The organism is Synechococcus sp. CC9902, from assembly GCF_000012505.1.
GTDB lineage: Bacteria > Cyanobacteriota > Cyanobacteriia > PCC-6307 > Cyanobiaceae > Parasynechococcus.
In genome coordinates, this window is sequence record NC_007513.1 from 1,430,972 (window position 1) to 1,453,624 (window position 22,653).

Below are 22,653 nucleotides of genomic sequence, written 5' to 3' on the forward strand. Positions count from 1 at the left end.
GCTGATAGCATGATAACCCATGGCTAAAACCACTTACAAGGAGCGTCAGTTACGTCGTCGTAGAGCTGCTGAATTACTCGCTGGAGGTTTATCGCCTGCTGATGCCGTGTCACGCCTGACAGCGGAGTGGGGGTGCAGTCGTCGAACAAGCCTGCGTGACGTAAATCTTGGGCAGGATGCGTTGTTAGAGAGCATCGACTCACAAACGCACGCGCAATTAGCTGCATGGTGTGTGGCGTCATATGCACGACTGATGAACAAGGCTGAGAAGGCACATCAATACGGTGCAGCGATTGGTGCATTGAACGGCTTGGTGCGATTGGTGGTGGAGCCTCAGATGCAGATCGCGAATAAGCGCACGTTTAACGGCAGCAGGCTGCAGCAGATAGCACAATTCAGGTATACCCATGGCATGCCAATTACCTCGCTTTTTAGTTATCGGCAGCGACTAATCCTTCGTTATATCTCTCAACTGCCGCTTCCAGACTGGCTTCATCAACCCAGCTTCCGTAATGCTTCAAGTGAACTGCAACTGTGTGACCCATAAGCGCAGCTGCTTGTCGAACATGCAAACCATTGTTTGACCAAACGTGACAGCGCCAGGCCCATGAATGTCTCAGCGAATAAGGAGTGACGCCTTCATTGGTGCGAACCAGATTTTTCCAAGGCTCATAACGCTTCAGCAACTGCCCAAACGCGTGACCGACTTGCTGGAAGGTGCCCTTGTCTTAAACCTTGCTGATCTCGTTCAAAACAGCCGCTGGCAGCTTCACCAAGCCGGATGAATACAGCTGCAACAACCGCTTGCCCTCACCTTCACGGCCAGCAATATCCAGCGGTAAGCAGCGCCGTGGTGGCTTTGCCTTCTGCGCCAACGTTGCGATGTTCCGCTTAACGGCACCGGCGTAGAGCTTGTCGCCTTTAACGGTCAACAGAGCCAGCTCAGCAGGACGCAAACCAAACAGCGCAATCAGACCAGTTGCAAGGCGAAGGTCATGACGACCGTCAGCTTCCATTTGATCCAGCAACGCGGCTAGGTCTTCTGGCTTGACTGGAGGCGTTAGCCGCTCCTCGGTAGAGGTTGCGGCTAACGCCGATCAGTTCATTGATGAACGCCTTCTCTGGTGGCAACCAACGCTGTGGCGCTCCTGCTTTGTTGACGGCAAAGGTCAAGAACGCACAGGCATCACCAAGGTTGCGCTTTCTGCCTTGGCCACCTGGTGCCATGCCCTTGAAATGCAGTTCCGCAAACCGCTTCAGCAACGCCCGTGAATCACGTGGTTTAGGTCTGCTTTTCATGCACTGCAAAACACGATCAAGACGCGTCCTGAGGTCAGCCAGCGTTGAGGTACGACGGCCTTCTTTGGTGCCCAGATACTCCTCAACAACAGCTGGCCAACCTTGATCCGCAGTGCCGTTGTGCTCTTCAGGAACAGCTAGTGCCTCAGTGTCCAAAGGACGGCCTCAGCAACGCTGACGTTCCTGGTTTCAACCAACTCACGAACGCGTGTGACGGCGTTCAAGATCACCACCGATTTGGTGGCTTTCCACTCAATAGGCAGCACCTTGGCCGACTTGGTGCCGTCTTCGTAGCGGCGCGTCAGCTTGCATTTGCCGCTTTGAGCAATGACATTCCAACCGTTTCCGTGGTTGTCCCTGATCTGGCGTCTCAGCGTTTGTTCCCACTTCTGTGGAGGCATGACTGCTTCCTGGATCTAGAGCAGGATTTAGAGCAGAACAGCCCCAGCAGGCTGTAGCAGGGTGTTGTCAGACAACAAAAAAGCGGTCTTATGACCGCCAAAAACCTTGTCTATGACTGTGGTTTTCCTGATGGAGCCAAGCGGATTCGAACCGCTGACCCCCTGCATGCCATGCAGGTGCTCTACCAGCTGAGCTATGGCCCCAAAAACGATGGAATTGCCCTCGAGCAACCCTTCGTCGTGAGGACTTTACACCGTGAAGACCCCTAAACCTGGCGCCAGACAGCGACGAGCTTCCCTTGGACTTGCACCTGTTCCGCTGGCAACTCAATCGGGGAATAGGCCGGATTAGCTGCCTCCAGCACAACGGTGGGGCCCTGGCGATGGAAATGTTTGAGCGTGGTGCCGCTGCCAGCCACCAATGCACTCACCACCGTGCCATCCCTGAGGCGTTGCGGGTCGACCACGGGCTCCATCAACACCACATCACCATCGGCAATATGCGCGTCCACCATGGAGTCACCGTTCACGGTGAGGGCAAACAAGCCGCGTGTTTCCAAGACGGGAGCAAGGTCTAGATGATCTTGCACATCGTCAAAGGTGTCGACCAAACCACCCGCCGCCACAGCGCCTAAAACGGGAATACCAACTGATGCCGCCACATCACCGAGCAATTGCAGCGTTCGAGCTTGCCCTTCTTGCCAAGTGATCCAACCTTTCTGCTGCAAATGACGAAGCCGGCTCTGTACTGGAGCGGGAGAACGCAAGCCCATGGCTTGCATCATCTGACGTATCGAAGGGCTATGGCGATGGGTGCCGATGTAATCGGACAGCCAGTCGTACAACTCCTGCTGTGCGGAGGTCAGAGCCTCCTGGGGGTTGGCGGCCACCAGCAATCAATCATTGAACAATACATTTGTACCCCCAACCAAGCCTGCTTGCAAGGGGAATGTGCCAGCTCAGGCCATCACAGGCCACCCATCAGTGCCGCAAGCAGTGCTTGCTGTGCATGAAGTCGGTTTTCGGCCTGATCAAAAATCCGACTGGAGGCACCTTCCATCACCTCAGCGGTGATCTCTTCACCGCGGTGAGCAGGCAAGCAATGCAGAACAATCGCATCCTTGGCGGCTTGATCCATTAAGGCCTGGTCCACGCAGAACGCTGCAAAAGCAGCTTCCCGTTCAGCTTGTTCATCTTCCTGGCCCATCGACGCCCAGACATCGGTGTACACCGCTTGGGCCCCCGCCACCGCCTTGACGGGATCGGTGCAAATCTCGATGGAAGCCCCATGTTGTGCCAGGGATCTGGCCTGGTCCAACACCCCAGACAGCGGCTCAAATCCCTCCGGACAACCAATCCGCACGTTCACCCCGAGCAAGGCCCCACAAAGCATGAGGGAGTGAGCAACATTGTTGCCATCACCGATGTAAGCCAACGTTTGTCCAGGAAGATCTCCATGCACTTCCAACATCGTGAGGAAGTCCGCCAGGGCTTGGCAGGGATGTTCAAGGTCGGTGAGGGCATTAATCACCGGAACCGACGCCCAGTGGGCGTAATCAACGAGTTCCTGTTGCGCAAAGGTACGGATCGCTAAGGAATCGCAGTAGCGACTCAACACACGCGCTGTGTCTTGCAACGGTTCGCCGCGGCCCAGCTGCGTCACGGTTGGATTCAGATCCACCGTTTGACCACCGAGTCGGGCCATCGCCACTTGGAAACTAACCCGCGTTCTGGTGGAGGCCTTGGTGAAGATCAATCCCAGAACACGGTTACCGAGATCGATGCGTCGGTCCCCTGATTTCAGCTGTGCCGCCAGGGTGAGAAGCGCTGCCGTTTCACCGGCGGAACCATCTGCGGAGGAGAGGTAATCACGACCATGCAGCCCCACGAGAGGGGCTGCAACCCCTTCAGCAGCGAAAGCCATTGCGACGCTCTAAAGGACAGTTATCGGGGATGGAAGGGCCACACGTCAAGCGCTAACGCCTTCCGGAAGAACACTCGCCTCCAACATCTGTTTCAGATCGTCGCCCTCAATCACTTCTTTCTCGAGAATCTTCTGAGCAATGGTTTCAAGAAGTCCCATGTTTTGACGCAGGATCGACAGGGCATCGTCGTGGGCTTTATCCACTAGACCCCGCACTTCATGGTCGATCGCTTGGGCTGTGGCATCACTCACAGATCGGCGGGGATTGTTATTGCCGCCAAGGAAACGTCCTCCCCCCTGTTTGTCGTAGGCCAACGGTCCAAGGGTGTCGCTCATCCCATAGGTCCCAACCATTTGCTCCGCGAGATCTGTGGCCCGCTGAAGATCATTCGCCGCACCAGTGGTGATTTTTCCGAAAACAATCTCCTCTGCCGAGCGGCCACCCAACAGCGTGGCGATTTGGCCCTGAAGATCTTCCTTGGAATTGAGGAACCGTTCTTCTGTGGGGAGTTGAAGGGTGTAACCCAAGGCACTCATGCCCCGAGGAACGATTGAAATCTTGGCAACCTTGCTGCCACCCGGCATCAGGTGACCAACGATGGCGTGGCCAACTTCGTGATAAGCCACGACTTTTTTCTCATCATCCTGAAGCACACGACTCTTCTTCTCCAAGCCAGCGACAACACGCTCGATGGCTTCACCTAAATCCTGCTGCTCAACTCGAGTGCGTTTTACTCGAGCTGCTAGCAGGGCGGCCTCATTCACAAGGTTGGCTAGATCAGCACCAGCAAATCCACTGGTGGCTTGCGCCACGCTGTCGAGGTCAACTCCTTCAGCCAATTTCACTTTCTTGGCGTAGATCTCCAAAATTGTTTTACGACCGGAAAGATCTGGACGGTCGACTAGGACTTGACGATCGAAGCGACCGGGACGCAACAGAGCCGCATCGAGAACCTCGGGTTGGTTGGTCGCCGCAAGAACGATGACGGGTTTGTCCTGGGCCGCGAAACCATCCATCTCCGTGAGCAATTGGTTGAGCGTTTGTTCGCGCTCGTCGTTTCCACCGACAACTCCCATCGAGCCAGAACGACTCTTACCGATGGCATCAAGTTCGTCGATAAAGATGATGCAAGGGGCTTTTTTCTTGGCCTCTTCGAACAAATCACGAACGCGAGCGGCACCCGCACCAACGAAGAGTTCTACAAATTCTGAGCCGGAAATAATAAAGAAGGGAACTTCTGCTTCACCAGCAACAGCCTTGGAGAGCAATGTTTTGCCAGTACCAGGAGGGCCAACTAACAAAACACCCTTGGGAATACGGGCTCCAATTTCTGCATAGCGCTCAGGAGTTTTGAGGAAATCAACGATTTCAGTAAGTTCGTCTTTTGCTTCATCCACCCCAGCCACATCAGCAAAGGTGACGCGTGACTCTTCATCCGGGACGTAAACCTTTGCTTTGCTCTTGGTGAAACTGAGGGCTCCCTGAGCACCACCGCCCATCGAGCGACGCGCAAAGAATTGCAGAACCAAGATAAAAATCAGTGGTGGGACCACCCAACTCAAAATCGTGGTGAAAATATTTGGTTTTTTCGGGGGCGCTGCAGCGAACTCAACTCCCTTTGCCTCAAGGCGTTGGGGGAGATCCATATCGAAAATCGGCGTTGTGGCCAACACAGGAGGTGTTCCCTCCTCCGGGGCCGACAACTCGTAGCGAATTTGATCTTGCGTGATGAACGCCCGTTTTACGGCGCCATCATTCACTTGGTCGATGAACAACGAATAAGGAACCCTCGGCACCTGCTGCATACCGTTGCTTGGGATGAAACTGCTCACTAGCAGCAACACTCCAAAGCCGATTAACACCAGGTTGATGATTCCGAAACGACGGTTCGGTTGGTTGTCGTCCTGACGGATCGGCATAGCCCACGCCTGCACTCTCCTCACGCTACGAGGGATGGCGCGAAGCGTGACGCCAGCATGGGTGTGAGAACCGAACGGCCCCTAACGTTTTAAAGATGTGTGGTCGCTATTGCCTCGAATCAACAACCGGTGAATTGGCGCGTCAGCTGAAGCCATGGCTGAAGGCAGACGATGCTGCATGGCTGAAGCATTACGCCCCACGGGCGCTGATTCGGCCCGGAGAGCCCGTACTGGCACTCCGACGTGAACATGGCCAAAGTCGAGCAGCACACATGCTGTGGGGACTGCTGCCGGGCTGGGCCAAAGATCCAGTCGCCAGTCATCGGCCGATCAATGCCAGGGCTGAAAGCATTGCGGAGAAACCATCCTTCCGCGGGCCCTGGCGCCATCACCGCTGCCTCTTACCGAGCAGCAGCTTTTTTGAAAAAGGCCATCAAATCGGTCGGAACGACCAGGCCATGTTTTGGCTGGCGGGGCTCTGGGATCGCTGGGTGGGGCCTGATGGCAGCGAAGTCGAAACCTGCTGCGTCATCACCACCCAGGCCAATGCCTTGGTGAAACCGCTGCACAACCGGATGCCCGTGATTATTCCCAACGGTCTTGAGGAGCTGTGGCTGGAACCTGGCGACCAACACCATCGCCATGCCCTTGAACCGATGCTTACTCCCATCGCTGAACAGGGTTGGAGTTGCAGGCATCCATCTGCCAATGCCTCTGCAGCGGAACAGCTCAACCTGCTCTAAACACCTCTGTGCTCGGGCTATTTACGAAACAGACGGTTGACAGCCGCGACGGGGGGATGACCCTGAACCCAGTGCTGGCTGAATGCTTTGAGGTGGGCTTCGCGATTGCAACGCAAAGGAGGCTTGCAACTCAAGTTGCTGCTCCTATTCACCTTGATCGTGATGGTGGGCTTCGCCTTTCCGCGGCTGATCTGGACCACCCACGTGGGCTACACCTTGATCGCGCTCACGCTGACGCAAGTCATGGTGCGCGATGGCTTAGCCCCAATTTGGGCTGATCGGCTGTACCGCTGCCTTGGTTTGCTGGCTGTGTTGTCGATGTGGATCTGGCTGCTCACCCCCCATGAATTGATTTACAGCGGAGTTCCCCTCGCCCTGAGCTGGAGTTTGCTGGTGGGCTGGAGTGTGATCCGCCTTGTCAAACGTTTCGCCCAAGAACCCAACGTGAGCGAATCGTTATTGATGGGTGCGACAGCGGGCTACCTCCACATCGGGCTGACCGCCGGCCTCGTGATGAGCGCCCTGGAAACCATCCAGCCGGGCAGCTTCGAACCACTCGAATTTCCAGTCGGTGCAGGGACGAGTGTGTTTGCCACCTCCCATGTGTTTTCGACAATTAACTACTTCGCCTTTGTTTGCCTCACCACCGTGGGCTTTGGAGATATCAATCCGATGCTGCCGCTCTCAAGAATGGTGAGTGTGGCTACCAGCATTGCCGGACCGCTTTACCTGGCTGCCGTGATGGGTGTCCTAATCGGTCGCTTTGCCAACAACCTGGAGCGAACCATCATTGAGTCGGAGCAGGGACCTAGGGAGTGAGCTTGAACTGAAACAGCCAATCGTCTCCCAAGGGAACAGGGCTGAGAAAAGATCCGGCGACCACCTGATCCATGGCCGTGAAACCCAAATCTCCGAGGGGTGTTCGCGCCGGCACCCCGCCCATGAGCTTGGGAGCCACCACAGCGGCAACGTCTTGGATACAACCCTGACGAATAGCAGCGGCTGCCAACTCAGGACCGCACTCCCAGAGCACACGATTGCAACCACGGTTCGCCAGCTCCTGCATCAAGGGTTCTGGTTCAGAGGCTGAAAGGAGCAGGCGTTGCGGGCCGGAGGGGAACGGCCGATCCTGGGATTCAGGTCCATGGGCCACGAGCGTTGGAGCGAGCGTTGTATCCCAAAGCTGCGCTAGTTCGGGGAGCTCCATGCTTCGACTCAACACCACCCGTAGGGGCTCGGGCATCCGCCGTCCGCGGCTGGTGAGCAATGGATCATCCGTACGCACGGTGCCACCACCAACGATCACCGCGTCTGATTTGGAGCGGAGTTGATGCACCCACTGCCGTGCCATTGGTCCACTGATCCATTGACTCTCTCCATTGGTCAAGGCATTGCGCCCATCCAGACCCATCGCCCATTTGAGCGTCCCCCAGGGGCGACCAGTGCGGACCCGATGCAGGAAAGCCCGATTCTGGAACACGGCTTCCGCCTGCAAAACCCCACTCATCACCTCAAGCCCTGCAGACCGGAGTCGCGCTATTCCTCCCCCAGCGACCCTTGGATCTGGATCCTCAAGGGCAATCACCACCCGATGGATACCAGCTTTTAAAACTGCATCGGCACAGGGGGGGGTGAGGCCGTGGTGACAGCAGGGTTCGAGGGTCACAACAAGAGTTCCGCCTTTCGCCCGATCACCGGCTTGGGCCAAGGCACCCACCTCAGCGTGGGGCTCACCAGCCCGCGCGTGAAACCCTTCCCCCACCAGACACCCATGCTGATCGAGAACAACAGCTCCCACGAGGGGATTCGGGCTGGTGTGTCCATCGGCAAGGGCAGCCAACGCCAACGCCCGCCGCATCCAGGCATCCCACATCAGCTCAAGGGCAGGTCCTGAAGCGAGCGCCACTCACCCACCACATAGGGAGGAACAGGCAACTCCGTAATCACCCCAGGCAGAACAATGCGCAAGGGTCGGTTGTTGGTGAGGTCGTTGAGCAAGGGGTCCAGCGCAAATTCCACAGCAGCGTCACGACCGTCACCTGCCAAGACCGGATTATCCAAGGTGATGTCGTCGAGCACCCATGTGCGGCGGCCAGCTAAGACCTGGAGTCCGACGGGATGGTCAATGCGCAATTTGCCGGGATAACCAACGATTCTAAGAACCACGGGTTCCCCCGGTTTGCCCTCCCGATAGGCCACCGCTTGCCAGCTGTCGTAGTCGAGATCGCGCAGGCTCTCCAGCGATCGGACCATGGCAACACCGGATTCACTTTCATGCTGATGGACCTGAGCCCAGGCGATGCCAGGCGTTAAGACCAATAACGCCAGAGCAGCCAAGAGAGAGCAAATCAAACGGCGCATCTGGACGAATTTCTGGGTGAATGGCTGGAACGTTACTCAGACCAATCATTCTGATGAATGATTTGAGAAACAAAAAGATCAGCAGATTTCATCGCACTACCCATCTCCGACGAAATCTGTGATAATGGAAAAATGCAGACGTTGCATAAACACAAATATCAGCCGACTCCAAAACAGTGTGAGCGCGCCGTCCGAAGCAGGTCGTTTCGGACGGCTTGGGAATTTGAATCCTGCTTCGCTGCTGTTGGCTACGACGTTAAAGCTGTTCAAATCACCCCAGGCGAGCTGAGGGGCAACTTTGAAGTGTATGGAAGCAGCACCCTTCCGATCCTCTCAATTCGGACCAATCAGGGATTGGTGGTGGAAGGGAGTCGCAGCCTAGAAAAAACGGTCATTGGACTTGAGCAGACCGAGAACATCAACCTTCATCGGGTTCGAGGCGAATCTCTCAACCCTTGCAGCATTCACGGATTCAGCACGCGACTCAAGGACTCTTACTTTCAAATGTCGCCGGGTGCCCACACCACCATGGCGATTTTTAAGACGCAACGTCTTCAAGACCTCGCTCAAATTCACGGCGAGCAGAAACTTGTTGATTGCCTCGATCGGCACAATTCCTTGCAACTTCAACCCGAGCATTTCAATCAGCTCAAAACACTGTTGCAACCCAACAATCACACCAATGGGGTTTCACAAGAAAGCCTCATTGAAGGAGCCCTGCTGGAATGTTTCCATCCGGAGGTCTTTCTTGGCAGCAGTAATGGTGAGCCAACCCACCAAGCGCAATTGATGCGGGAGATGCTCCTCTGGGGACTCGAGAACCCCAATAACGCGATCAAATTGGATGACCTCTCAGCCACGATTTTTGCTTCGCGTTCATCACTGGTTCAGAACTGTCGATCCACCTTCGGTCTTGGGCCGATGACCTTGATGAAAAATATTCGACTCGGACAAGTCCACCTTGCGCTGAGTCATCCCGAGATTCGACACAACATGGGGCACCACACGGTGCGGAGCATCTCCTCCCATTACGGCTTCCAAAGCCGAAACCATTTTGCGAGGGACTATCGCCTCTTTTTCGGAGAATCACCCAGTGCAACGCTTCAACGCTCAGAAGCACCTGGGATTTCAGCCCAATCGGTGTCGGTAGCCCACAAGCCCCAAATCGCCATGGCTCTGAGGTAATGACAGGCCCTGAAGGTGTTCACAGCTGTTATCGCCTCAGGCGTTCGGAACTGCAAGCCACCGGAGTACACCTGATTCACCACCGCTCCAGTAATCGCTAAAGCCGTATCGCTCTGGCCCATTAAACGGAAATAGCTGGCAATCCCGAAATTGATTCCAGTCCACACCTCAAGCGGATGCGTTCCATTTGGATCGAGTGGAGTTCCATCGCGTCGCAAGCCGTTAGCGACGCCAAGGGTGCCGCCCTCGAAACGCTCAAAGCAGGCGTCCCGCACCACATTCAAGGTGCTAAGGGCATTGGCGTCACTCACCACAGATGGCAAGCCCAACAAACGCGCATAGAAATCACCACAGAGCTGATCCGCCATCACCACAGGCGTTCCGCTTTCAGCATCGATTTCGTAGTACTCGCCATTCCAAAGCAAACGATCAAAGTTGCTCCTCGATTGTTCAAGCCACTGCCCAAAGCGGCGCTGCTCCACGGTGGTGTCGAGGCCAAGGTCGAGCTGCAGCCGTTGCGCCATCGCCAATGCCGCTTCCAACGCTGCGATCCAAAGCGCCCCGCAATAGGCGCTAACCCCTTTCAAGGGCCAATCATCAAATGTTTGATCCGGCGCTCCGCCGTTATCCGGTAGACCGTCGTCATTGACGTCAAAACCCTTGAGGTAATCCAAGGCTCGAACCGCCGATGGCCAGCAATCCGCCAGAAAGTTCAAATCTTCACCGGTTGGCGCGAGCTGGAAGGTTCGCCACACCTGCAAAACGAAGTCACTGGCCAGATCTTTCCAGAGATTGCAATCTTGATAGGCGGTGTAGTTGGTGGCATCAAAAGGCAGCTCATTCGGAGCGCCCAGATCGTGGGGGGTCGCACCTGCGACCTTGCGATCGGCCTCAACCCTTCCCCGGCCTTGGGTGAAGTACCAACCGATGGGGCGTTGGGTTGCGTCATGGGCCGGAATCGCACGGGAAAAACTGCGCAAGACAGCCTTATCCAGCTCGGGCCAGAGCTGAAGCAACGCCAAGGAGCCGTACAAACGAACGTCCAAGCTTTCGTACCAGGCGTAGTCAAGACACTCCAGAACCCCAAATCGGCCGTAGGGATCCTGCGCCGTCGCCGCCGTCCAGAGGCTGCCACCACTGCAGAGGTCGTAGAGCTCATTGAATAAAGCCATGCGCACAGGTTCCGGCAAAGCTTTCCGCTCCAAAACGGGTTGCTGCCAAGCCTCAATTCGCCCTCGCCAATCACTCCAATCCCTCAAGGCTTCCGCTGCGATCGCAGCTGCATTTCGGCCATCGCTGCCAAAGAAGTCGGTATAGCGACGGCGGTCCGCACAGCCGGAGGCAAAGGCTGTAATCGGCAGATCCCAACTGATCACCACTGGAATCTCGCGTGATTCCCCTGGAGCCAAGATGAATTTCACCACCATGGCGGCACTGGCCTGCTCGCCAGCGCGGCTCTCACGATCGTTATCGCTTTCCGGAATTCTTCCCTCTGCAGAAAAGGGAGTCCAGATGTCTGAGCCATCTCCGCTGGGATCCCAGCGGCTGCAGCGCAACACTTCAACGCCGGCTAGATCGTCGGGAACGGCAAGACACCATTGGCCCTCCCCCTCCTGAATCGGCTCGGACGATCGCCCCTCCATCAGAACACCGGTAAGTCCTGACTCGCTGTGGGCACGGTTGCGTTGCCCTGCGCCACGGCCAATGGCTGGGGAATAGTTGTGTTCAGGGCTTCCGTCATCACGGAAGTGAACTTCCGCTGAAGCATCGGTATTGGTGAACCAGCCAACGGTGTTGCGCCAACTCACCATCAACGACAACTCCAACGGTTGATCGGTGGGGTTCGCAAGCTGCCAACAAAACACCGCTACCGGATAACTGCTGCGTTGGTAATCGCCCGGAAGAATCGGGCTGAACGCTTCACACAGCACCCCGGAACGAAACACCCCGTCGTAGTGGGTCCAACTCAGCGGATATCGGGCGGCATAGGTGCCTGTACAGCGTTTGTTCGTACTAGCGGGGTACCAACTCCAAGCCGGAAGCGATGCCGCAGCATCTGGACGCGACGCATCACCCTCCGGCGCAACGGCAAGGGCATGGGCGCGCACATCATCACCCTGCTTTTCCCAAAGAGAGAACTGGCAATCGGGGAGCGTTCCAAACCAATGTTCCCCACCATCAAGGTGCCACAGATTGGTGTTGCCATCGGGGGCGCGGCCGAAGCATCCAGCACCTAATCCCCCCAGCGGCATGCCGTGGTTCGGACCATCATCGAGATTGCTCGCATAACGGACGCTGTAGGGCTGGTCCCAACCGAGGCCAAACGGTCGGCTCCAACTCGCTAATGGCGGGGTCCAAGGACTGGAACCACGGCGAAGCATCCCGCGCAAAGCGGAGAAACCCAGTCCAGTCATGGAGCGCTTAGAGATGTCCCCAGATTGCCAGGTTTAGGAGCATCAGCCAGGGGTTAAATCCTGCGGCGTGTCTTCCGCATCGATCAGCGCATCCAGGGTGACCGCTGTCCGTACCAGAGCCTGATAGCGATGCAGAGTGCGGCGGTTTTGATCCAACCAACGGGCTGGAGCAGCTCCGCTCGATACCTCTGGCCATTCTTCATCCATCAATGGCAACTCCTCTTCCCTTGCAATCAAGGCCAGCACCAATTCATGCAGCCGCTGTCGACGTTCAGGCTGTTGTCTTAAAGAGCTGTTCATCACACCCCCAAGAGCTCCCGCAGGCGCTGTTCCGCTAGCGGCTCAAGGGCCACTGGATCAGCTCGATAGGTCGACGACTGTTCGATGCGTTGACGAATAGGAGCTTGCGCTGTGCTCCAACTTGGAAGGCCGAAAGCCTCATAAATGCTTTCCACAACTGCGAAGGGTTGTTGGATCAAATCGGCGTAGTTCACCTCGATCAATTGACCCGCCGGAATGAGCTGCCGCGACGTTTCGAACGCCTGGATCAGCTCGCGGTGGGCCGTCACGGTGTCTTCAACTTGAGTGATCTCGGTGGGCAGCGGTTGCAACCCCACAAGACCAGACATGCGTTGCTTCACCTGAACAAGAGACCGAATCGAATCAATCGGCTCCCGATTTAAAAAAATGAACCGTGCCTTCGGGAAGTGCTTCAACACCATGGGCACCCGAGCGGTATGGGCGGGGTTCTTGATCACTAGGTGCGACCGTCCAGCACCGTCATGCAACCAGGTGAGACGCGTGATATCTAACCAATGACGTTCAAAGCGGCGGGTGGTGAGCAGAACACTCCGCCGAAAATGAATGAGGTAATCCAATGGAAATGCCACCCCCGCCATGTTGGTGTCGAGGGTGAGCTTGGCGATGCAGAGCTCATCTTCCTGTGAATCCTCCGGCCCCCAAGCCACCGCATCGATGGGTCGACGCGCCGACATCAACCGGGCCAATAAAAGGACGATCAGCGAACGCAATAGAACAGCAACCTGGGGAGCCACCATCAGGGAATTACGAACCGTGGCAGCGGCTGGATCACTGGCGAGCAGCTGATGCAGGTAAGTCGTTCCACTCCGCCAATGACCGATCACCACGATGGGGTCGGGCGGAAGTTGGCGCGCCCTCAGCTGACGACGAATCAGCAGAGATTGGACCCAGGCCAATGGTTCCACCAGCAGGCCGCTCAACGTGATCACCACAGCTGATGACCAACGAGCAAGGAAGGGGCGACCAACAAACAATCCACGCCAAAGCACCCAGGGCCGAATAAAACCGGCAATCACCAAGAGATCTGAACGTGGGGGACGATGACCCACCAGCAATGCCATACCTCCCACCAGAATGCCTGGATGATCGATGTGATCGGAACCGATGCCGGGGCACCAGCCTCCTTAGCAACGGCTCAACAACAACTGATCCGTGAGGCGCACTGGATTGCGGCACCGCGCCGACTTCAGCCGGCACTCAACGCTTGGCTCAATCAGCCCACACCCTTGATCGACAGCGACGATCCCCGCCTCTTGGTGGACGCGCTCCAAGACGTGGACGCGACAGTTCCGGGGGTGGTGCTGGCAAGCGGCGATCCCCTCTGGTTTGGCATCGGCCGCATGCTGGGGGATCGGCTCGGCACTGCGCGTCTGCGCTTTCACCCAGCCCCCACCTCGCTGCAGCTGGCCTTTGCCCGCATTGGCCGCCCCTGGCAAGACGCCACCTGGGTGAGCCTCCACGGTCGAGACCCCAACGTCCTGAGCCAGGCCCTCCAGAAGCGTCCCGCGGCGCTTGCTGTTCTCACCGATCCAAATCAAGGCGGCGCCAACAGCGTGCGGCGGATGCTCGCCAGTAGTGGTCTTGAAGCCAGCTACGACCTTTGGCTATGCGAAAACCTCGGTCACCCGGAAGAACGCATTCAGCAGATCGCACCGGATGACAATCTCCCCCTCAATCTGCATCGGCTTTTGATTGCGGTGCTGATCGCCAAGGAACCAGCGCCACAAGATCCAAAGACCTATCCCCTCTTTGGCCTCGATGATGGGGCGTACCTGCAGCACAGCGACCACCCAGGTCTGATGACCAAACGGGAAATTCGCATCCAACTGCTGGCCGATCTCAATCCACCGGAGCAAGGAGTGCTTTGGGATTTGGGTGCCGGCACAGGAAGCGTTGGGCTCGAAGCGTTGCGATTGCAGCCGCAACTGCAACTCATGGCGGTCGAACAACGGGCTGGAGGCGCCGCACTGATCAAGGCCAATGCCGAACGGTTGGGGGTACGCCCAGCAGCGGTGCTCGAAGCCAATGCCATCGATCTTTTACGGGGGGAGCTCCCGGTTGAGATCCCGCAGGATCTCCAGAAACCCAACCGTGTGCTGGTGGGAGGCGGCGGACGCCAACGCAACACATTGCTGCAACTCGTCTTGGAACGCATGGAGCCAACGGGCATCGTGGTGGTGCCTCTTGCCACCATGGAGAGCCTCAGTGGTGTGCGGCGGATACTCGAGGACGCCAACATGACGATCCGCATTAACCAACTCCAGGCCTGGCGCGGCCAACCCCTTAGCGATGGCACGCGGCTTGTGCCCATGAATCCAATCCTAACCGTAAGCGGCACGAAATCGTGACTATATCAACACTACTTAGTTACGGAATCGTTCCAATTTGCACAATATCGCCCGTTTCGATGCCAAGGCGTTCTGCTTCGCCAGCCGCCAGTTCCACCACCCCGTCTGCCAACTGACGCGGGCCATAGCTGGGGCAAGGCAACTCTGGGCACACGGGCACTCTTGACTGAATCGACACCACGGTGTCCTCCCGCACAAAAATCATGTCCAGCGGCGCCAGGGTATGAAGCATCCAGAAACGCAGTGGCCGCGGGGTGTTAAACGGAAACCACATGCCGCGCAGGGGAGGCAATGGCGGACGTTGCATCAGGCCAAGCCTCTGTTGCTCAGAGGTCTGGGCCACCTCCAAGGCAATGCAGAGCTGCGGCTCGATGCACCATTGCGCCGTTAATGGCAGCTGTTGGGGCAACGGAAGGGCGGGTGGGGCATCCATCGCCAATCAACCCTCCGCAGCAGAAGGGCCGAGACAGTAACCACGGCCCCGGACGGTGTGAAGAAGCCTGCCTTCACCCTCAGCCTCAAGTTTTTGGCGCAAGTACCGCACATACACCTCCACAACATTGCCGCTGCTGGCCCGCTCGTCTTGCCAGACCTGCTGCAGCAACTGATCACGGCTCAAAACACGTCCCTGATGTTGCAGCAGGGTGAGCAACAACATGAACTCCCGTGTTGTGAGGTCGAGGGCTCGACCTCCGCGCCAAACCTCCCGCGTTGATGGATCCAAGCAAAGGTCGTCGTTCTTCAATTGCAGTAGCGAAGGTCGGCTTGGTTGCCGTTGCGAGAGGGTGCAATGCAACCGCAGCCGCATCAATAGATCGCTTGGGGCACTCCCAGACAACCAAAAATCATCCGCACCGGTTTGCAGGAATTCAGCTCGAGCATCCACGCTGTCGACCACCAGATCGAGCAAAAGCGGCAAGCCGGCACAACGATGACGCAGCAATGGAATGGCGTGGCGTTGCTCCGCAGCAAGAACAGCAGCCACCGGCCCTTGGTTCTTCAGCCCAGCCCAGTCCGTTAACTCCAAGTTCGTCAAGTCGACGGTGCTGTAACCCGAAGCCAACAGACGGGGAGCGAGTGCAACAGCACTACCCCCCACCAGAAGCAGCAAAGCCTCCGTCATTCCTTGTCGGGCTTGGCGATGTGGGGCAATCCCCAACCGAGCTTGTTGCGCAACACCTGGAAAAATTCGTGGTCCACAAGCCGGACGAAACGCACGGGGTGGTCACTGCGACGAATCAACACACGATCCTCCGGCCACACGTAACAGCCAGCAGTTCCATCCACCACCATGATCAGCCGTTCTGGGGTGGCCGGGAACACGGTGACCGGTTCACGGTCGCTGAAGACGAGGGCCCGGGACGCCAAGGAGTGGGGGGCAATCGGCGTGAGCTGCAGCACTGGACAATCGGGTGTAATCACTGGTCCACCCGCGCTAAGGGCGTAAGCAGTGGAACCGGTGGGCGTCGCAAGGATGATCCCGTCAGCGGCGATATCAACGGGGGCATGGCGGCCGATCGCAATCTCGAAGTGACACATGCTGGTGAGCGGCTCTCGGTGGAGTGCCATCTCGTTAAGCGAAAGCGCTTCCCAGCGACGCTGCTCACCCCGCATCACACTCACCACAAGATTGCTGCGCTCTTCAATCGTCCACTGCTCGGTAAGCACCACCTCCAGGGCTCGATCCAAATCCCCCAGATAGGCCTCTGCCAAAAAGCCGAGATGACCCGTATTAATCGTGAGAATTGGTACACCCACCGGCGCCGTCTGACGGGCAGCCGACAAGACCGTTCCATCCCCTCCCAGCACGATGGCCAGGGCCATCGATGCATCAAATCCCTCTGGGACGCAGGCGCCGTAGCCCAGCATCCGCAAGTGTTGATCAGGGTTGGCAAAACCGACCATCCCACCGGCACTGCTGGCACGGACCACCTCCTGACCAGCGGCTTCTAAGCGTTGCTGAATTGTGTCAGCCGTTTGTTCCGCCAACGGCTTGCCATCGTTCACGATCAGTCCAATTCGGGGCACTGATCGAACAAGAAAAACAACACCCTTACTTTAAGGGGGATTGACATGAGCCCATTCGTACAGGAAGCCAATCGAGGGGATGGCAGATCGGCTGCCCCCCCTTAGCAAGGTGACAACACCACTCCGATTCAATGAACCAGTTCAAAACATTGAATCGTGGACTGCTGATCGCAGGTCTGGGCATCAGCCTTGCTGGATTCGGGGGCGAGCAAAGGGCAGAAGCCAGCATTCGCAACAAAGTGCGCGGCACGGTCTCGGTGATGGGCAAGCCTGTTGCAGACGCCTCCGTCACCCTCTGGACAACAAGGGGCGGGCAGAAGCCTCAACAAGTCAAGGCGATTCGTTCCAAAAAAGACGGAAGCTTTGCGGTATCCGTCAAACCAAAAGACGGAACCATTCACTACCTCATCGCCTCTGGCGGGACAGTCAACAAGTCAAATGTTGATCGCCTCAGCATGCTCACTGTTCTTGACGAAACAGTGAATGGAGAAGTAGCGATTAATGAACGAACAACCGTGGGCTCCGTCTGGCCTAATGCTCAGCAATTAAAGGGCAATCAACTCATTGGCAGCAAGAATGCTTTAGCGATTGGATCTGGACACGTCAGACATTTAGTTGATCAGAGCACAGGGCAATTCGGAAAAACTTTGCTCAATGGATTCAATTTACTGAGCTCAGAAACCGCTGCCCGCGTCAACGTTCTTTCCAACCTATTAGCACTTTGTGGAAACGCAAATCAAGAAAAGGGCTGCACACAACTTCTCGAACTAACAGGAACCGAGAACAGCCTTGATGCGATGACAAGCATTGCAAAATTACCGTGGAAAAATACAGAAAGATTATACAAATTATTCGACAAAAATTATCCACTGAACAACAACAATGAAAGAAGAGCGATCGCATCACTTCCATACCTGCTGTTTCAACCAGAAAGTTTTTCCTTGTCAATCAGGTTTCAAGGTGGTGGTGCGTTAGCCCTTGGGAAATTGGGCTTTGACCAAAAGGGACACCTGTGGAGCGGTGCCAACTGGATGCCCGGATCGCAATCAGGTGTGGTCAACAGCATTGGTGGTGGCATGACGCACTTCGACCAAACAGGTACAGCGCAATCACCGCCAATCACCGGTTACAACGGGCAGGGCCTCGATGGCGTTGGCTGGGGAACGGGCATTTCAGAAAAATATGCATGGGTGGGCACGTTCAACAACAAAGTTGGCGTGTTTGACCTCAAAGATGGACGAGCTCTTGGGCCAGCGACGATTGATCAAGAGGTTGGTCAGCTCCAAGGGATTGGAACATCTAAAAATGGTGATGTCTGGATCGCAGACAACACCAGTAATTACATGATTCAGTTTCCCGACGGTGATTTCACAAAAGGGAAACGACTCTCATTCGAAGGGCTTCAAGCCCCATTTGGTGTTGCGGTCGATAATCAAAATCGGGTTTGGGTGACGAGCAGCTTCAACAACAAGCTCACAGTGATTGAAGGTGATTCACCTGATCAATACAAAACAGTCACAGTGGCACTTGGAGCCCGTGGCCTTGCGATTGATTCCAAGGGCAACGCCTGGTTATCGCAACAATCCAATTCACCCACAGGTGCACTTCCTGCCGGTGCCGTCATGCCACCTGGAACACCAAACCCACCTCAACAGCCCAAGACAATTATGGAAGAGTTCGAGGCTGGTGCTGCCTTTGCTGCAGTCAATCCTGGGCTTAAAACCCTAGGAAATCTTGCCTTAATTTCTCCTGATCTGGAGATTATCAAAAATGGAATCGCTGGCGATGTCGCCTTCGTGCCGTGGGGTGTGACGATTGACGGAAACGACAATGTTTGGGTTGGCAACCTTTACGGCCAAAGTCTGATCCACATCTGTGGAACGGACCCATCCACGTGTCCTGAGGGAAAAACAACCGGCGACGTAATTCATAATTATCAAAGCGGAGTCATCCAAGTCACAACAGATGTTGTTGTTGATGATGCTGGCAACATCTGGAGCGCCAACAACTGGTACGACGCTGATGTCGTGATTAATAAGAACTACAATCCCCGCACATCAACCTTCCCAGGAGGGCAAGGCCTGGTGGTGACATATGGCGTAGCATCACCTGTACAAAATCCTCTTATGGGTGCAGTTCGAAAGGCACTTTAATGGCTCATTTTTGAAGATCAACGTATCAAAAATCCGCAATAAATTACATGCGAATCAATTTGCTACTGGGCCTGGCAACAGCCTGCCTGTTCTCTTCAATGACCCTTCCAGTCAATGCGGAAGACAATACAAAACAAAGTGACAACAACACCCGCTTGTATGTGGAGGCTTATGGATTCTTCCCGCTTGAAACCCATTCAAAAACCACGCTAAACAACAACATCACTAGCGAAACGCTGGATCTCAACGATGTTCTCGACATGCTCACCGGCGTGTTCAGCGGCAAGGTTGCTGTTGAAAAAGGGCGCTTCGGTCTACAAGCCGGGCTTGACCATCTCAGCTTCCGCACCTCCGAAATGGTCTCGTCCTGGCAGAGCTCCAATCCCATTCAAAATGAAAGCCACCCTCGGCTTCCGCAACGAAGGATCAACTCTGAAGGGAGCATCAAGTCAGTTACCGACACAGAGCAAACCCTGTTTGATCTTGCGCTTCGTTACCGCGGCGGTGCAATTCAAAAGCCAAGGATGACGCCTGGGGCGGTCAGTTTCGTCGGCTTTGCAGGGATGCGATTGATTGACGCGTCATTGGATATGGACGTGTCGTTTAAGGATGACGTCACAGTCGAGGGGATCCTGCCGTCACACAAGCTTCGACGTGAGATTGAGTCCGAAGCGAGTGAGACCTGGCACAACACCTGGGTGCAGCCCCTCATTGGCATGAACACCACCGTTGCCCTTGGAGAAGATTGGCAAGCCTTCCTAGCCATGGATGCAGGCGGTTTCGGGCTGAATGGCAAACACGATTTATCCGGAACCATCGAGGCCGGTCTTGCTTATGCCCTCGGCAATTCGGCCCAAATTTCACTGGCGTATCGCTATTTCGAGATCGAATACTCCGCTCACAATGGGCGCAACGGCTACTCCTCTACGCAGAACGGCGTGTCGATGGGATTTTGCTGGCTATTTGATTAAAGAACTTCTCGGTTGACGCGCACTCCCATCAAAACTGCTCGAGGAAACGCAGATCGCTTGTGTAGAGCCGGCGAATGTCATCAATGCCGTGGCGCACCATGCAGAAGCGCTCAACCCCCAACCCAGCCGCGAAACCGCTGTAGCGCTCTGGATCTAGTCCTAACCCTTCCAAAACGGCAGGATCGACCATGCCGCAACCCATCACCTCAAGCCAGCGCCCTCGCCACTGCACGTCCACTTCAGCCGAAGGCTCCGTGAATGGAAAATAACTCGCCCGAAAACGCACCGGAAGATCACCAAAAAAGGCTTTCAAAAAGGCCATCACAGTGCCCCTTAAGTGGCTGAAATCCAAGCCTTCATCGATCGCCAACACCTCCACTTGATGGAACACCGGCGAATGGGTGGCATCCACGGCATCACGGCGATAGACCCTCCCAGGCGCGACGATGCGAACCGGTGGGGGGTTCTGCTCCAGGTGGCGAATCTGCACTGGAGAGGTGTGGGTTCTCAGCAGGAGATCACCTTTTAAATAAAACGTGTCTTGCATGTCCCGAGCCGGATGGTATTCCGGGATGTTCAGGGCTGTGAAGTTGTAGTGGTCCTGCTCCACCTCAGGGCCCTCCGCCACGCTGTACCCCAACCCCAAAAAGAGGTCGACGATCTCTTCCGTTGTTGAAATCAATGGATGACGGTGACCCATTGGCGTTCCAGACGCAGGAGCCGTGACGTCGAGGGTTTCCCCCGCGATGCGTTCCGCCATCGCTGCTTGCTTCACCGCCTGAAGGCGCTCAGCCAACAACGTCTGCACTTGATTTTTTAAAACATTGGCCCGCTGCCCCACCACAGGCCGCTCCTCGCCAGGCAATTTGCCCATGGCTCCGAGGACTACGGAAATGCGACCCTTTTTTCCTAACAACCCGACACGCAGCTGCTCGAGGGATTGGGTGTTGACAGCCTCGGCAATTTCAGCGGCAGCTTCCTGCTCAAGGGCATCCAGCTGATCGGTGAGCTGCTGCAGGGTGACCGTGGCGCTCACTGGGCTGTCGTGAAGAAGACCAGACTGTAAGCAGTCGGGACGTTTAGGTTCCGAGCAAAGACGTTCGTTCCTATGGCACCGCTTCGGATTCTGATCAGCAACGACGATGGCGTATTTGCTGATGGGATTCGGACCCTCGCGGCAGCTGCGGCAGCCCGGGGCCATGAGGTGACTGTTGTCTGTCCTGACCAGGAACGCTCAGCCACGGGGCACGGCCTCACCCTTCAATCCCCCATCCGAGCTGAACGGGCCGATGAGCTGTTTGCCCCAGGCGTCACGGCGTGGGCCTGCAGTGGCACCCCAGCCGACTGCATGAAGCTGGCTCTGTTTGAGCTGGTGAAACACAAACCTGATCTTGTTTTATCCGGCATTAACCACGGACCCAATCTCGGCACCGATGTGTTTTGTTCCGGCACCGTGGCTGCCGCCATGGAGGGAACGCTCGAGGGGATTCGCTCACTTGCGGTAAGCAGTGCCTGCTTCCAATGGCGCCAATTTCAAGCCGCCGCTGATCTAGCGATGGATGTAAGTGAACAAGCCATCCATGGCAACTGGCCCGAAAACATGCTGCTCAATTTGAATATTCCGCCCTGTGCCAAGGAGGTGATGGGCCCCCTTCGTTGGACCCGACTGTCGATCCGGAGATACGACGAGCAATTCAGCTCCCGCAAGGATCCGCGTGGCCGCGCCTACTACTGGCTCGCCGGTGAAGTGGTGAACGATTTGGAATCAGCAGGCGAAGGGCCCAAAGACTGGCCGAGCGACGTGGCGCAAATCCACAAGAACTGCCCATCACTCACCCCTATTCAGCCAGATTTGTTCTGGAGAGGTCCCCTTGGGGATCTCCCCCAGCTGAAGCTGAACGATCAGTCGGTCCACTGAATCTGTTCATTGACTCGTTCACTAAACGACGCCAACTCCAAGCCGAACACGCTTCGAAGCCCAAGGCTTACTGGGTGCGATAAACGCGTTGCAGGAGCCACAGCGAAAGAATCAAACCAATCAAATGTCCAAATAAAACTTGGGTGTTGCTCAACACCGAAAGCATCTCGAGCGATGTGATCGCCAAATTGTCTGCAGAACCACCACCACCAATGGCGATGCCTGGGGTCTGCATTGAGGCTTGAACGAACAAACTTCCGGCCAGGGCTTGATAGCCAATCGCCGCAAAGGTGAGGCCCACAAGATCAGCGAGCAAACCCCGCTTAATCAGCCGTGCCGTTTCACCACGGGTGGGTCGCGCTGCACTGTCCACGGCCCGGCCGATTCGAACAATCAACCAGCCTTGCCAGAGGCTGTACAACAACACCAAAAACGACAGGGTGGTGAGCGATAACCCTGGCCCCAAACCCACGGCCCGTTCAGCATTACGGGCCAAACTTCCGCCAATGTTGTTGAAAATCAAAACCCCCACCACCACGACTCCGAGCACCACCTGAATCCAAAAACGGATCCAGCCCATGCGCTTCAGCCCAAAGGACAACTGCTGGAAATCAAGGCGATCTGCCATGTCCGGTCGGTCAGTCGTTCAAACTTGCCATCAAAGCGT

Annotated in this window: 24 protein-coding genes and 1 tRNA gene; 10 read left to right on the forward strand and 15 right to left on the reverse strand. The window is 56.2% G+C overall.

The genetic code is table 11. The features are described 5' to 3' along the window. The first annotated feature begins 19 nt into the window (after nt 1-19). A complete protein-coding gene (locus SYNCC9902_RS12550; RefSeq protein ID WP_011360258.1) occupies nt 20-547 on the forward strand; it encodes a hypothetical protein in 528 nt (175 codons plus the stop codon). A 181-nt stretch (nt 548-728) separates the two neighbouring features. On the opposite strand, the gene SYNCC9902_RS12900 is transcribed toward SYNCC9902_RS12550, so the two are convergent. Next, on the reverse strand, nt 729-1,016 hold the full coding sequence (locus SYNCC9902_RS12900) for a hypothetical protein (protein WP_232179194.1): 288 nt from the start codon (nt 1,014-1,016) through the stop codon (nt 729-731). A gap of 31 nt (nt 1,017-1,047) precedes the next feature. Between SYNCC9902_RS12900 and SYNCC9902_RS12905 the strand changes: the two genes are divergently transcribed. Then, nucleotides 1,048-1,272, forward strand: coding sequence for a hypothetical protein (locus SYNCC9902_RS12905; RefSeq protein ID WP_232179195.1), 225 nt, complete (start codon nt 1,048-1,050; stop codon nt 1,270-1,272). 71 nt (nt 1,273-1,343) lie between these two features. Continuing rightward, a complete protein-coding gene (locus SYNCC9902_RS12910; RefSeq protein WP_232179196.1) occupies nt 1,344-1,757 on the forward strand; it encodes a hypothetical protein in 414 nt (137 codons plus the stop codon). A 74-nt stretch (nt 1,758-1,831) separates the two neighbouring features. Here the strand turns inward: SYNCC9902_RS12910 and SYNCC9902_RS07450 are convergent. From SYNCC9902_RS07450 to ftsH, 4 genes are all read right to left on the reverse strand, one after another. Beyond that, nucleotides 1,832-1,904, reverse strand: a tRNA-Ala gene (locus SYNCC9902_RS07450). A 62-nt stretch (nt 1,905-1,966) separates the two neighbouring features. Beyond that, nucleotides 1,967-2,590 carry a transcriptional repressor LexA gene (gene lexA, locus SYNCC9902_RS07455; RefSeq protein ID WP_011360259.1) on the reverse strand — a complete coding sequence of 208 codons (624 nt, stop codon included), beginning with the start codon at nt 2,588-2,590 and terminating at the stop codon, nt 1,967-1,969. A gap of 77 nt (nt 2,591-2,667) precedes the next feature. Continuing rightward, entirely contained in the window at nt 2,668-3,624 is a 957-nt protein-coding gene (gene argF, locus SYNCC9902_RS07460) for an ornithine carbamoyltransferase (RefSeq protein WP_011360260.1), read from the reverse strand. A gap of 45 nt (nt 3,625-3,669) precedes the next feature. Further along, on the reverse strand, nt 3,670-5,544 hold the full coding sequence (gene ftsH, locus SYNCC9902_RS07465) for an ATP-dependent zinc metalloprotease FtsH (protein ID WP_041425102.1): 1,875 nt from the start codon (nt 5,542-5,544) through the stop codon (nt 3,670-3,672). 95 nt (nt 5,545-5,639) lie between these two features. Here ftsH and SYNCC9902_RS07470 point away from each other — a divergent pair, with 95 nt between their 5' ends. Both SYNCC9902_RS07470 and SYNCC9902_RS07475 read left to right on the forward strand, forming a co-directional pair. Continuing rightward, nucleotides 5,640-6,287 carry an SOS response-associated peptidase gene (locus tag SYNCC9902_RS07470; RefSeq protein ID WP_011360262.1) on the forward strand — a complete coding sequence of 216 codons (648 nt, stop codon included), beginning with the start codon at nt 5,640-5,642 and terminating at the stop codon, nt 6,285-6,287. A gap of 105 nt (nt 6,288-6,392) precedes the next feature. After that, nucleotides 6,393-7,106 (forward strand): potassium channel family protein, encoded by a 714-nt coding sequence (locus SYNCC9902_RS07475; RefSeq protein ID WP_011360263.1) that lies wholly within the window; start codon nt 6,393-6,395, stop codon nt 7,104-7,106. Here the strand turns inward: SYNCC9902_RS07475 and ribD are convergent. Both ribD and SYNCC9902_RS07485 read right to left on the reverse strand, forming a co-directional pair. Further along, nucleotides 7,096-8,160, reverse strand: a complete 1,065-nt coding sequence (gene ribD, locus SYNCC9902_RS07480) for a bifunctional diaminohydroxyphosphoribosylaminopyrimidine deaminase/5-amino-6-(5-phosphoribosylamino)uracil reductase RibD (RefSeq protein WP_041425104.1) — start codon at nt 8,158-8,160, stop codon at nt 7,096-7,098. The genes SYNCC9902_RS07475 and ribD overlap by 11 nt on opposite strands. Beyond that, the gene (locus SYNCC9902_RS07485; protein ID WP_011360265.1) at nt 8,160-8,648 is read right to left on the reverse strand and encodes a DUF3122 domain-containing protein; all 489 of its coding nucleotides are present in this window, start codon (nt 8,646-8,648) and stop codon (nt 8,160-8,162) included. The genes ribD and SYNCC9902_RS07485 overlap by 1 nt, the downstream gene beginning before the upstream one ends. Before the next feature lie 132 nt (nt 8,649-8,780). Here SYNCC9902_RS07485 and SYNCC9902_RS07490 point away from each other — a divergent pair, with 132 nt between their 5' ends. Further along, on the forward strand, nt 8,781-9,833 hold the full coding sequence (locus SYNCC9902_RS07490; protein WP_011360266.1) for a helix-turn-helix transcriptional regulator: 1,053 nt from the start codon (nt 8,781-8,783) through the stop codon (nt 9,831-9,833). Here SYNCC9902_RS07490 and SYNCC9902_RS07495 read toward each other — a convergent pair. Genes SYNCC9902_RS07495 through SYNCC9902_RS07505 form a run of 3 tightly spaced genes read right to left on the reverse strand, consistent with a single transcriptional unit; the run spans nt 9,752 to nt 13,629 of the window. Further along, complete coding sequence (locus SYNCC9902_RS07495) at nt 9,752-12,247, reverse strand: GH116 family glycosyl hydrolase (protein WP_041425106.1); 2,496 nt, start codon at nt 12,245-12,247, stop codon at nt 9,752-9,754. The two genes, SYNCC9902_RS07490 and SYNCC9902_RS07495, sit on opposite strands and share 82 nt — an antisense overlap. A gap of 42 nt (nt 12,248-12,289) precedes the next feature. Beyond that, nucleotides 12,290-12,547, reverse strand: coding sequence for a hypothetical protein (locus tag SYNCC9902_RS07500; RefSeq protein ID WP_011360268.1), 258 nt, complete (start codon nt 12,545-12,547; stop codon nt 12,290-12,292). Then, nucleotides 12,547-13,629, reverse strand: coding sequence for a sulfotransferase family protein (locus tag SYNCC9902_RS07505; RefSeq protein WP_011360269.1), 1,083 nt, complete (start codon nt 13,627-13,629; stop codon nt 12,547-12,549). The genes SYNCC9902_RS07500 and SYNCC9902_RS07505 overlap by 1 nt, the downstream gene beginning before the upstream one ends. Nucleotides 13,630-13,650: 21 nt before the next feature. Between SYNCC9902_RS07505 and SYNCC9902_RS07510 the strand changes: the two genes are divergently transcribed. Continuing rightward, nucleotides 13,651-14,916 carry a bifunctional cobalt-precorrin-7 (C(5))-methyltransferase/cobalt-precorrin-6B (C(15))-methyltransferase gene (locus tag SYNCC9902_RS07510; protein ID WP_011360270.1) on the forward strand — a complete coding sequence of 422 codons (1,266 nt, stop codon included), beginning with the start codon at nt 13,651-13,653 and terminating at the stop codon, nt 14,914-14,916. Between the two features lie 19 nt (nt 14,917-14,935). Here SYNCC9902_RS07510 and SYNCC9902_RS07515 read toward each other — a convergent pair whose 3' ends face one another. The 3 genes from SYNCC9902_RS07515 to SYNCC9902_RS07525 are packed head-to-tail and all read right to left on the reverse strand — an operon-like array spanning nt 14,936 to nt 16,944. Further along, nucleotides 14,936-15,349: a DUF192 domain-containing protein gene (locus SYNCC9902_RS07515; protein WP_011360271.1), complete on the reverse strand. Its 414-nt coding sequence runs from the start codon at nt 15,347-15,349 to the stop codon at nt 14,936-14,938. Between the two features lie 6 nt (nt 15,350-15,355). Continuing rightward, the gene (locus tag SYNCC9902_RS07520; RefSeq protein ID WP_011360272.1) at nt 15,356-16,039 is read right to left on the reverse strand and encodes a winged helix-turn-helix domain-containing protein; all 684 of its coding nucleotides are present in this window, start codon (nt 16,037-16,039) and stop codon (nt 15,356-15,358) included. Continuing rightward, nucleotides 16,036-16,944: an NAD(+) kinase gene (locus SYNCC9902_RS07525; protein WP_011360273.1), complete on the reverse strand. Its 909-nt coding sequence runs from the start codon at nt 16,942-16,944 to the stop codon at nt 16,036-16,038. The genes SYNCC9902_RS07520 and SYNCC9902_RS07525 overlap by 4 nt, the downstream gene beginning before the upstream one ends. A gap of 131 nt (nt 16,945-17,075) precedes the next feature. Between SYNCC9902_RS07525 and SYNCC9902_RS07530 the strand changes: the two genes are divergently transcribed. Both SYNCC9902_RS07530 and SYNCC9902_RS07535 read left to right on the forward strand, forming a co-directional pair. Beyond that, entirely contained in the window at nt 17,076-19,097 is a 2,022-nt protein-coding gene (locus SYNCC9902_RS07530) for a hypothetical protein (RefSeq protein ID WP_011360274.1), read from the forward strand. Between the two features lie 98 nt (nt 19,098-19,195). Then, entirely contained in the window at nt 19,196-20,068 is an 873-nt protein-coding gene (locus SYNCC9902_RS07535; RefSeq protein ID WP_232179197.1) for a hypothetical protein, read from the forward strand. 28 nt (nt 20,069-20,096) lie between these two features. Here the strand turns inward: SYNCC9902_RS07535 and pheS are convergent, their stop codons facing one another. Next, entirely contained in the window at nt 20,097-21,104 is a 1,008-nt protein-coding gene (pheS, locus tag SYNCC9902_RS07540; RefSeq protein WP_011360276.1) for a phenylalanine--tRNA ligase subunit alpha, read from the reverse strand. A gap of 72 nt (nt 21,105-21,176) precedes the next feature. Between pheS and surE the strand changes: the two genes are divergently transcribed. Beyond that, on the forward strand, nt 21,177-21,986 hold the full coding sequence (surE, locus tag SYNCC9902_RS07545) for a 5'/3'-nucleotidase SurE (protein WP_011360277.1): 810 nt from the start codon (nt 21,177-21,179) through the stop codon (nt 21,984-21,986). 67 nt (nt 21,987-22,053) lie between these two features. Here surE and SYNCC9902_RS07550 read toward each other — a convergent pair whose 3' ends face one another. Next, nucleotides 22,054-22,614 (reverse strand): DUF3611 family protein, encoded by a 561-nt coding sequence (locus SYNCC9902_RS07550; protein WP_011360278.1) that lies wholly within the window; start codon nt 22,612-22,614, stop codon nt 22,054-22,056. Nucleotides 22,615-22,653 lie beyond the last annotated feature (39 nt).

Bases quoted from the DNA above. Each gene is read 5' to 3' on its own strand.
- ribD (WP_041425104.1), bottom strand. From the start codon at position 8,160: ATGTGGGATGCCTGGATGCGGCGGGCGTTGGCGTTGGCTGCCCTTGCC.
- surE (WP_011360277.1), top strand. From the start codon at position 21,177: ATGGCACCGCTTCGGATTCTGATCAGCAACGACGATGGCGTATTTGCT.
- SYNCC9902_RS07515 (WP_011360271.1), bottom strand. From the start codon at position 15,349: ATGGATGCCCCACCCGCCCTTCCGTTGCCCCAACAGCTGCCATTAACG.
- SYNCC9902_RS07470 (WP_011360262.1), top strand. From the start codon at position 5,640: ATGTGTGGTCGCTATTGCCTCGAATCAACAACCGGTGAATTGGCGCGT.
- ftsH (WP_041425102.1), bottom strand. From the start codon at position 5,544: ATGCCGATCCGTCAGGACGACAACCAACCGAACCGTCGTTTCGGAATC.
- argF (WP_011360260.1), bottom strand. From the start codon at position 3,624: ATGGCTTTCGCTGCTGAAGGGGTTGCAGCCCCTCTCGTGGGGCTGCAT.
- SYNCC9902_RS07530 (WP_011360274.1), top strand. From the start codon at position 17,076: ATGAACCAGTTCAAAACATTGAATCGTGGACTGCTGATCGCAGGTCTG.
- SYNCC9902_RS07510 (WP_011360270.1), top strand. From the start codon at position 13,651: ATGATCGATGTGATCGGAACCGATGCCGGGGCACCAGCCTCCTTAGCA.
- SYNCC9902_RS07505 (WP_011360269.1), bottom strand. From the start codon at position 13,629: ATGGCATTGCTGGTGGGTCATCGTCCCCCACGTTCAGATCTCTTGGTG.
- SYNCC9902_RS12900 (WP_232179194.1), bottom strand. From the start codon at position 1,016: ATGGAAGCTGACGGTCGTCATGACCTTCGCCTTGCAACTGGTCTGATT.
- SYNCC9902_RS07490 (WP_011360266.1), top strand. From the start codon at position 8,781: ATGCAGACGTTGCATAAACACAAATATCAGCCGACTCCAAAACAGTGT.
- SYNCC9902_RS07520 (WP_011360272.1), bottom strand. From the start codon at position 16,039: ATGACGGAGGCTTTGCTGCTTCTGGTGGGGGGTAGTGCTGTTGCACTC.
- SYNCC9902_RS07500 (WP_011360268.1), bottom strand. From the start codon at position 12,547: ATGAACAGCTCTTTAAGACAACAGCCTGAACGTCGACAGCGGCTGCAT.
- SYNCC9902_RS07550 (WP_011360278.1), bottom strand. From the start codon at position 22,614: ATGGCAGATCGCCTTGATTTCCAGCAGTTGTCCTTTGGGCTGAAGCGC.
- SYNCC9902_RS12550 (WP_011360258.1), top strand. From the start codon at position 20: ATGGCTAAAACCACTTACAAGGAGCGTCAGTTACGTCGTCGTAGAGCT.
- SYNCC9902_RS07495 (WP_041425106.1), bottom strand. From the start codon at position 12,247: ATGACTGGACTGGGTTTCTCCGCTTTGCGCGGGATGCTTCGCCGTGGT.
- SYNCC9902_RS07485 (WP_011360265.1), bottom strand. From the start codon at position 8,648: ATGCGCCGTTTGATTTGCTCTCTCTTGGCTGCTCTGGCGTTATTGGTC.
- SYNCC9902_RS07535 (WP_232179197.1), top strand. From the start codon at position 19,196: ATGACCCTTCCAGTCAATGCGGAAGACAATACAAAACAAAGTGACAAC.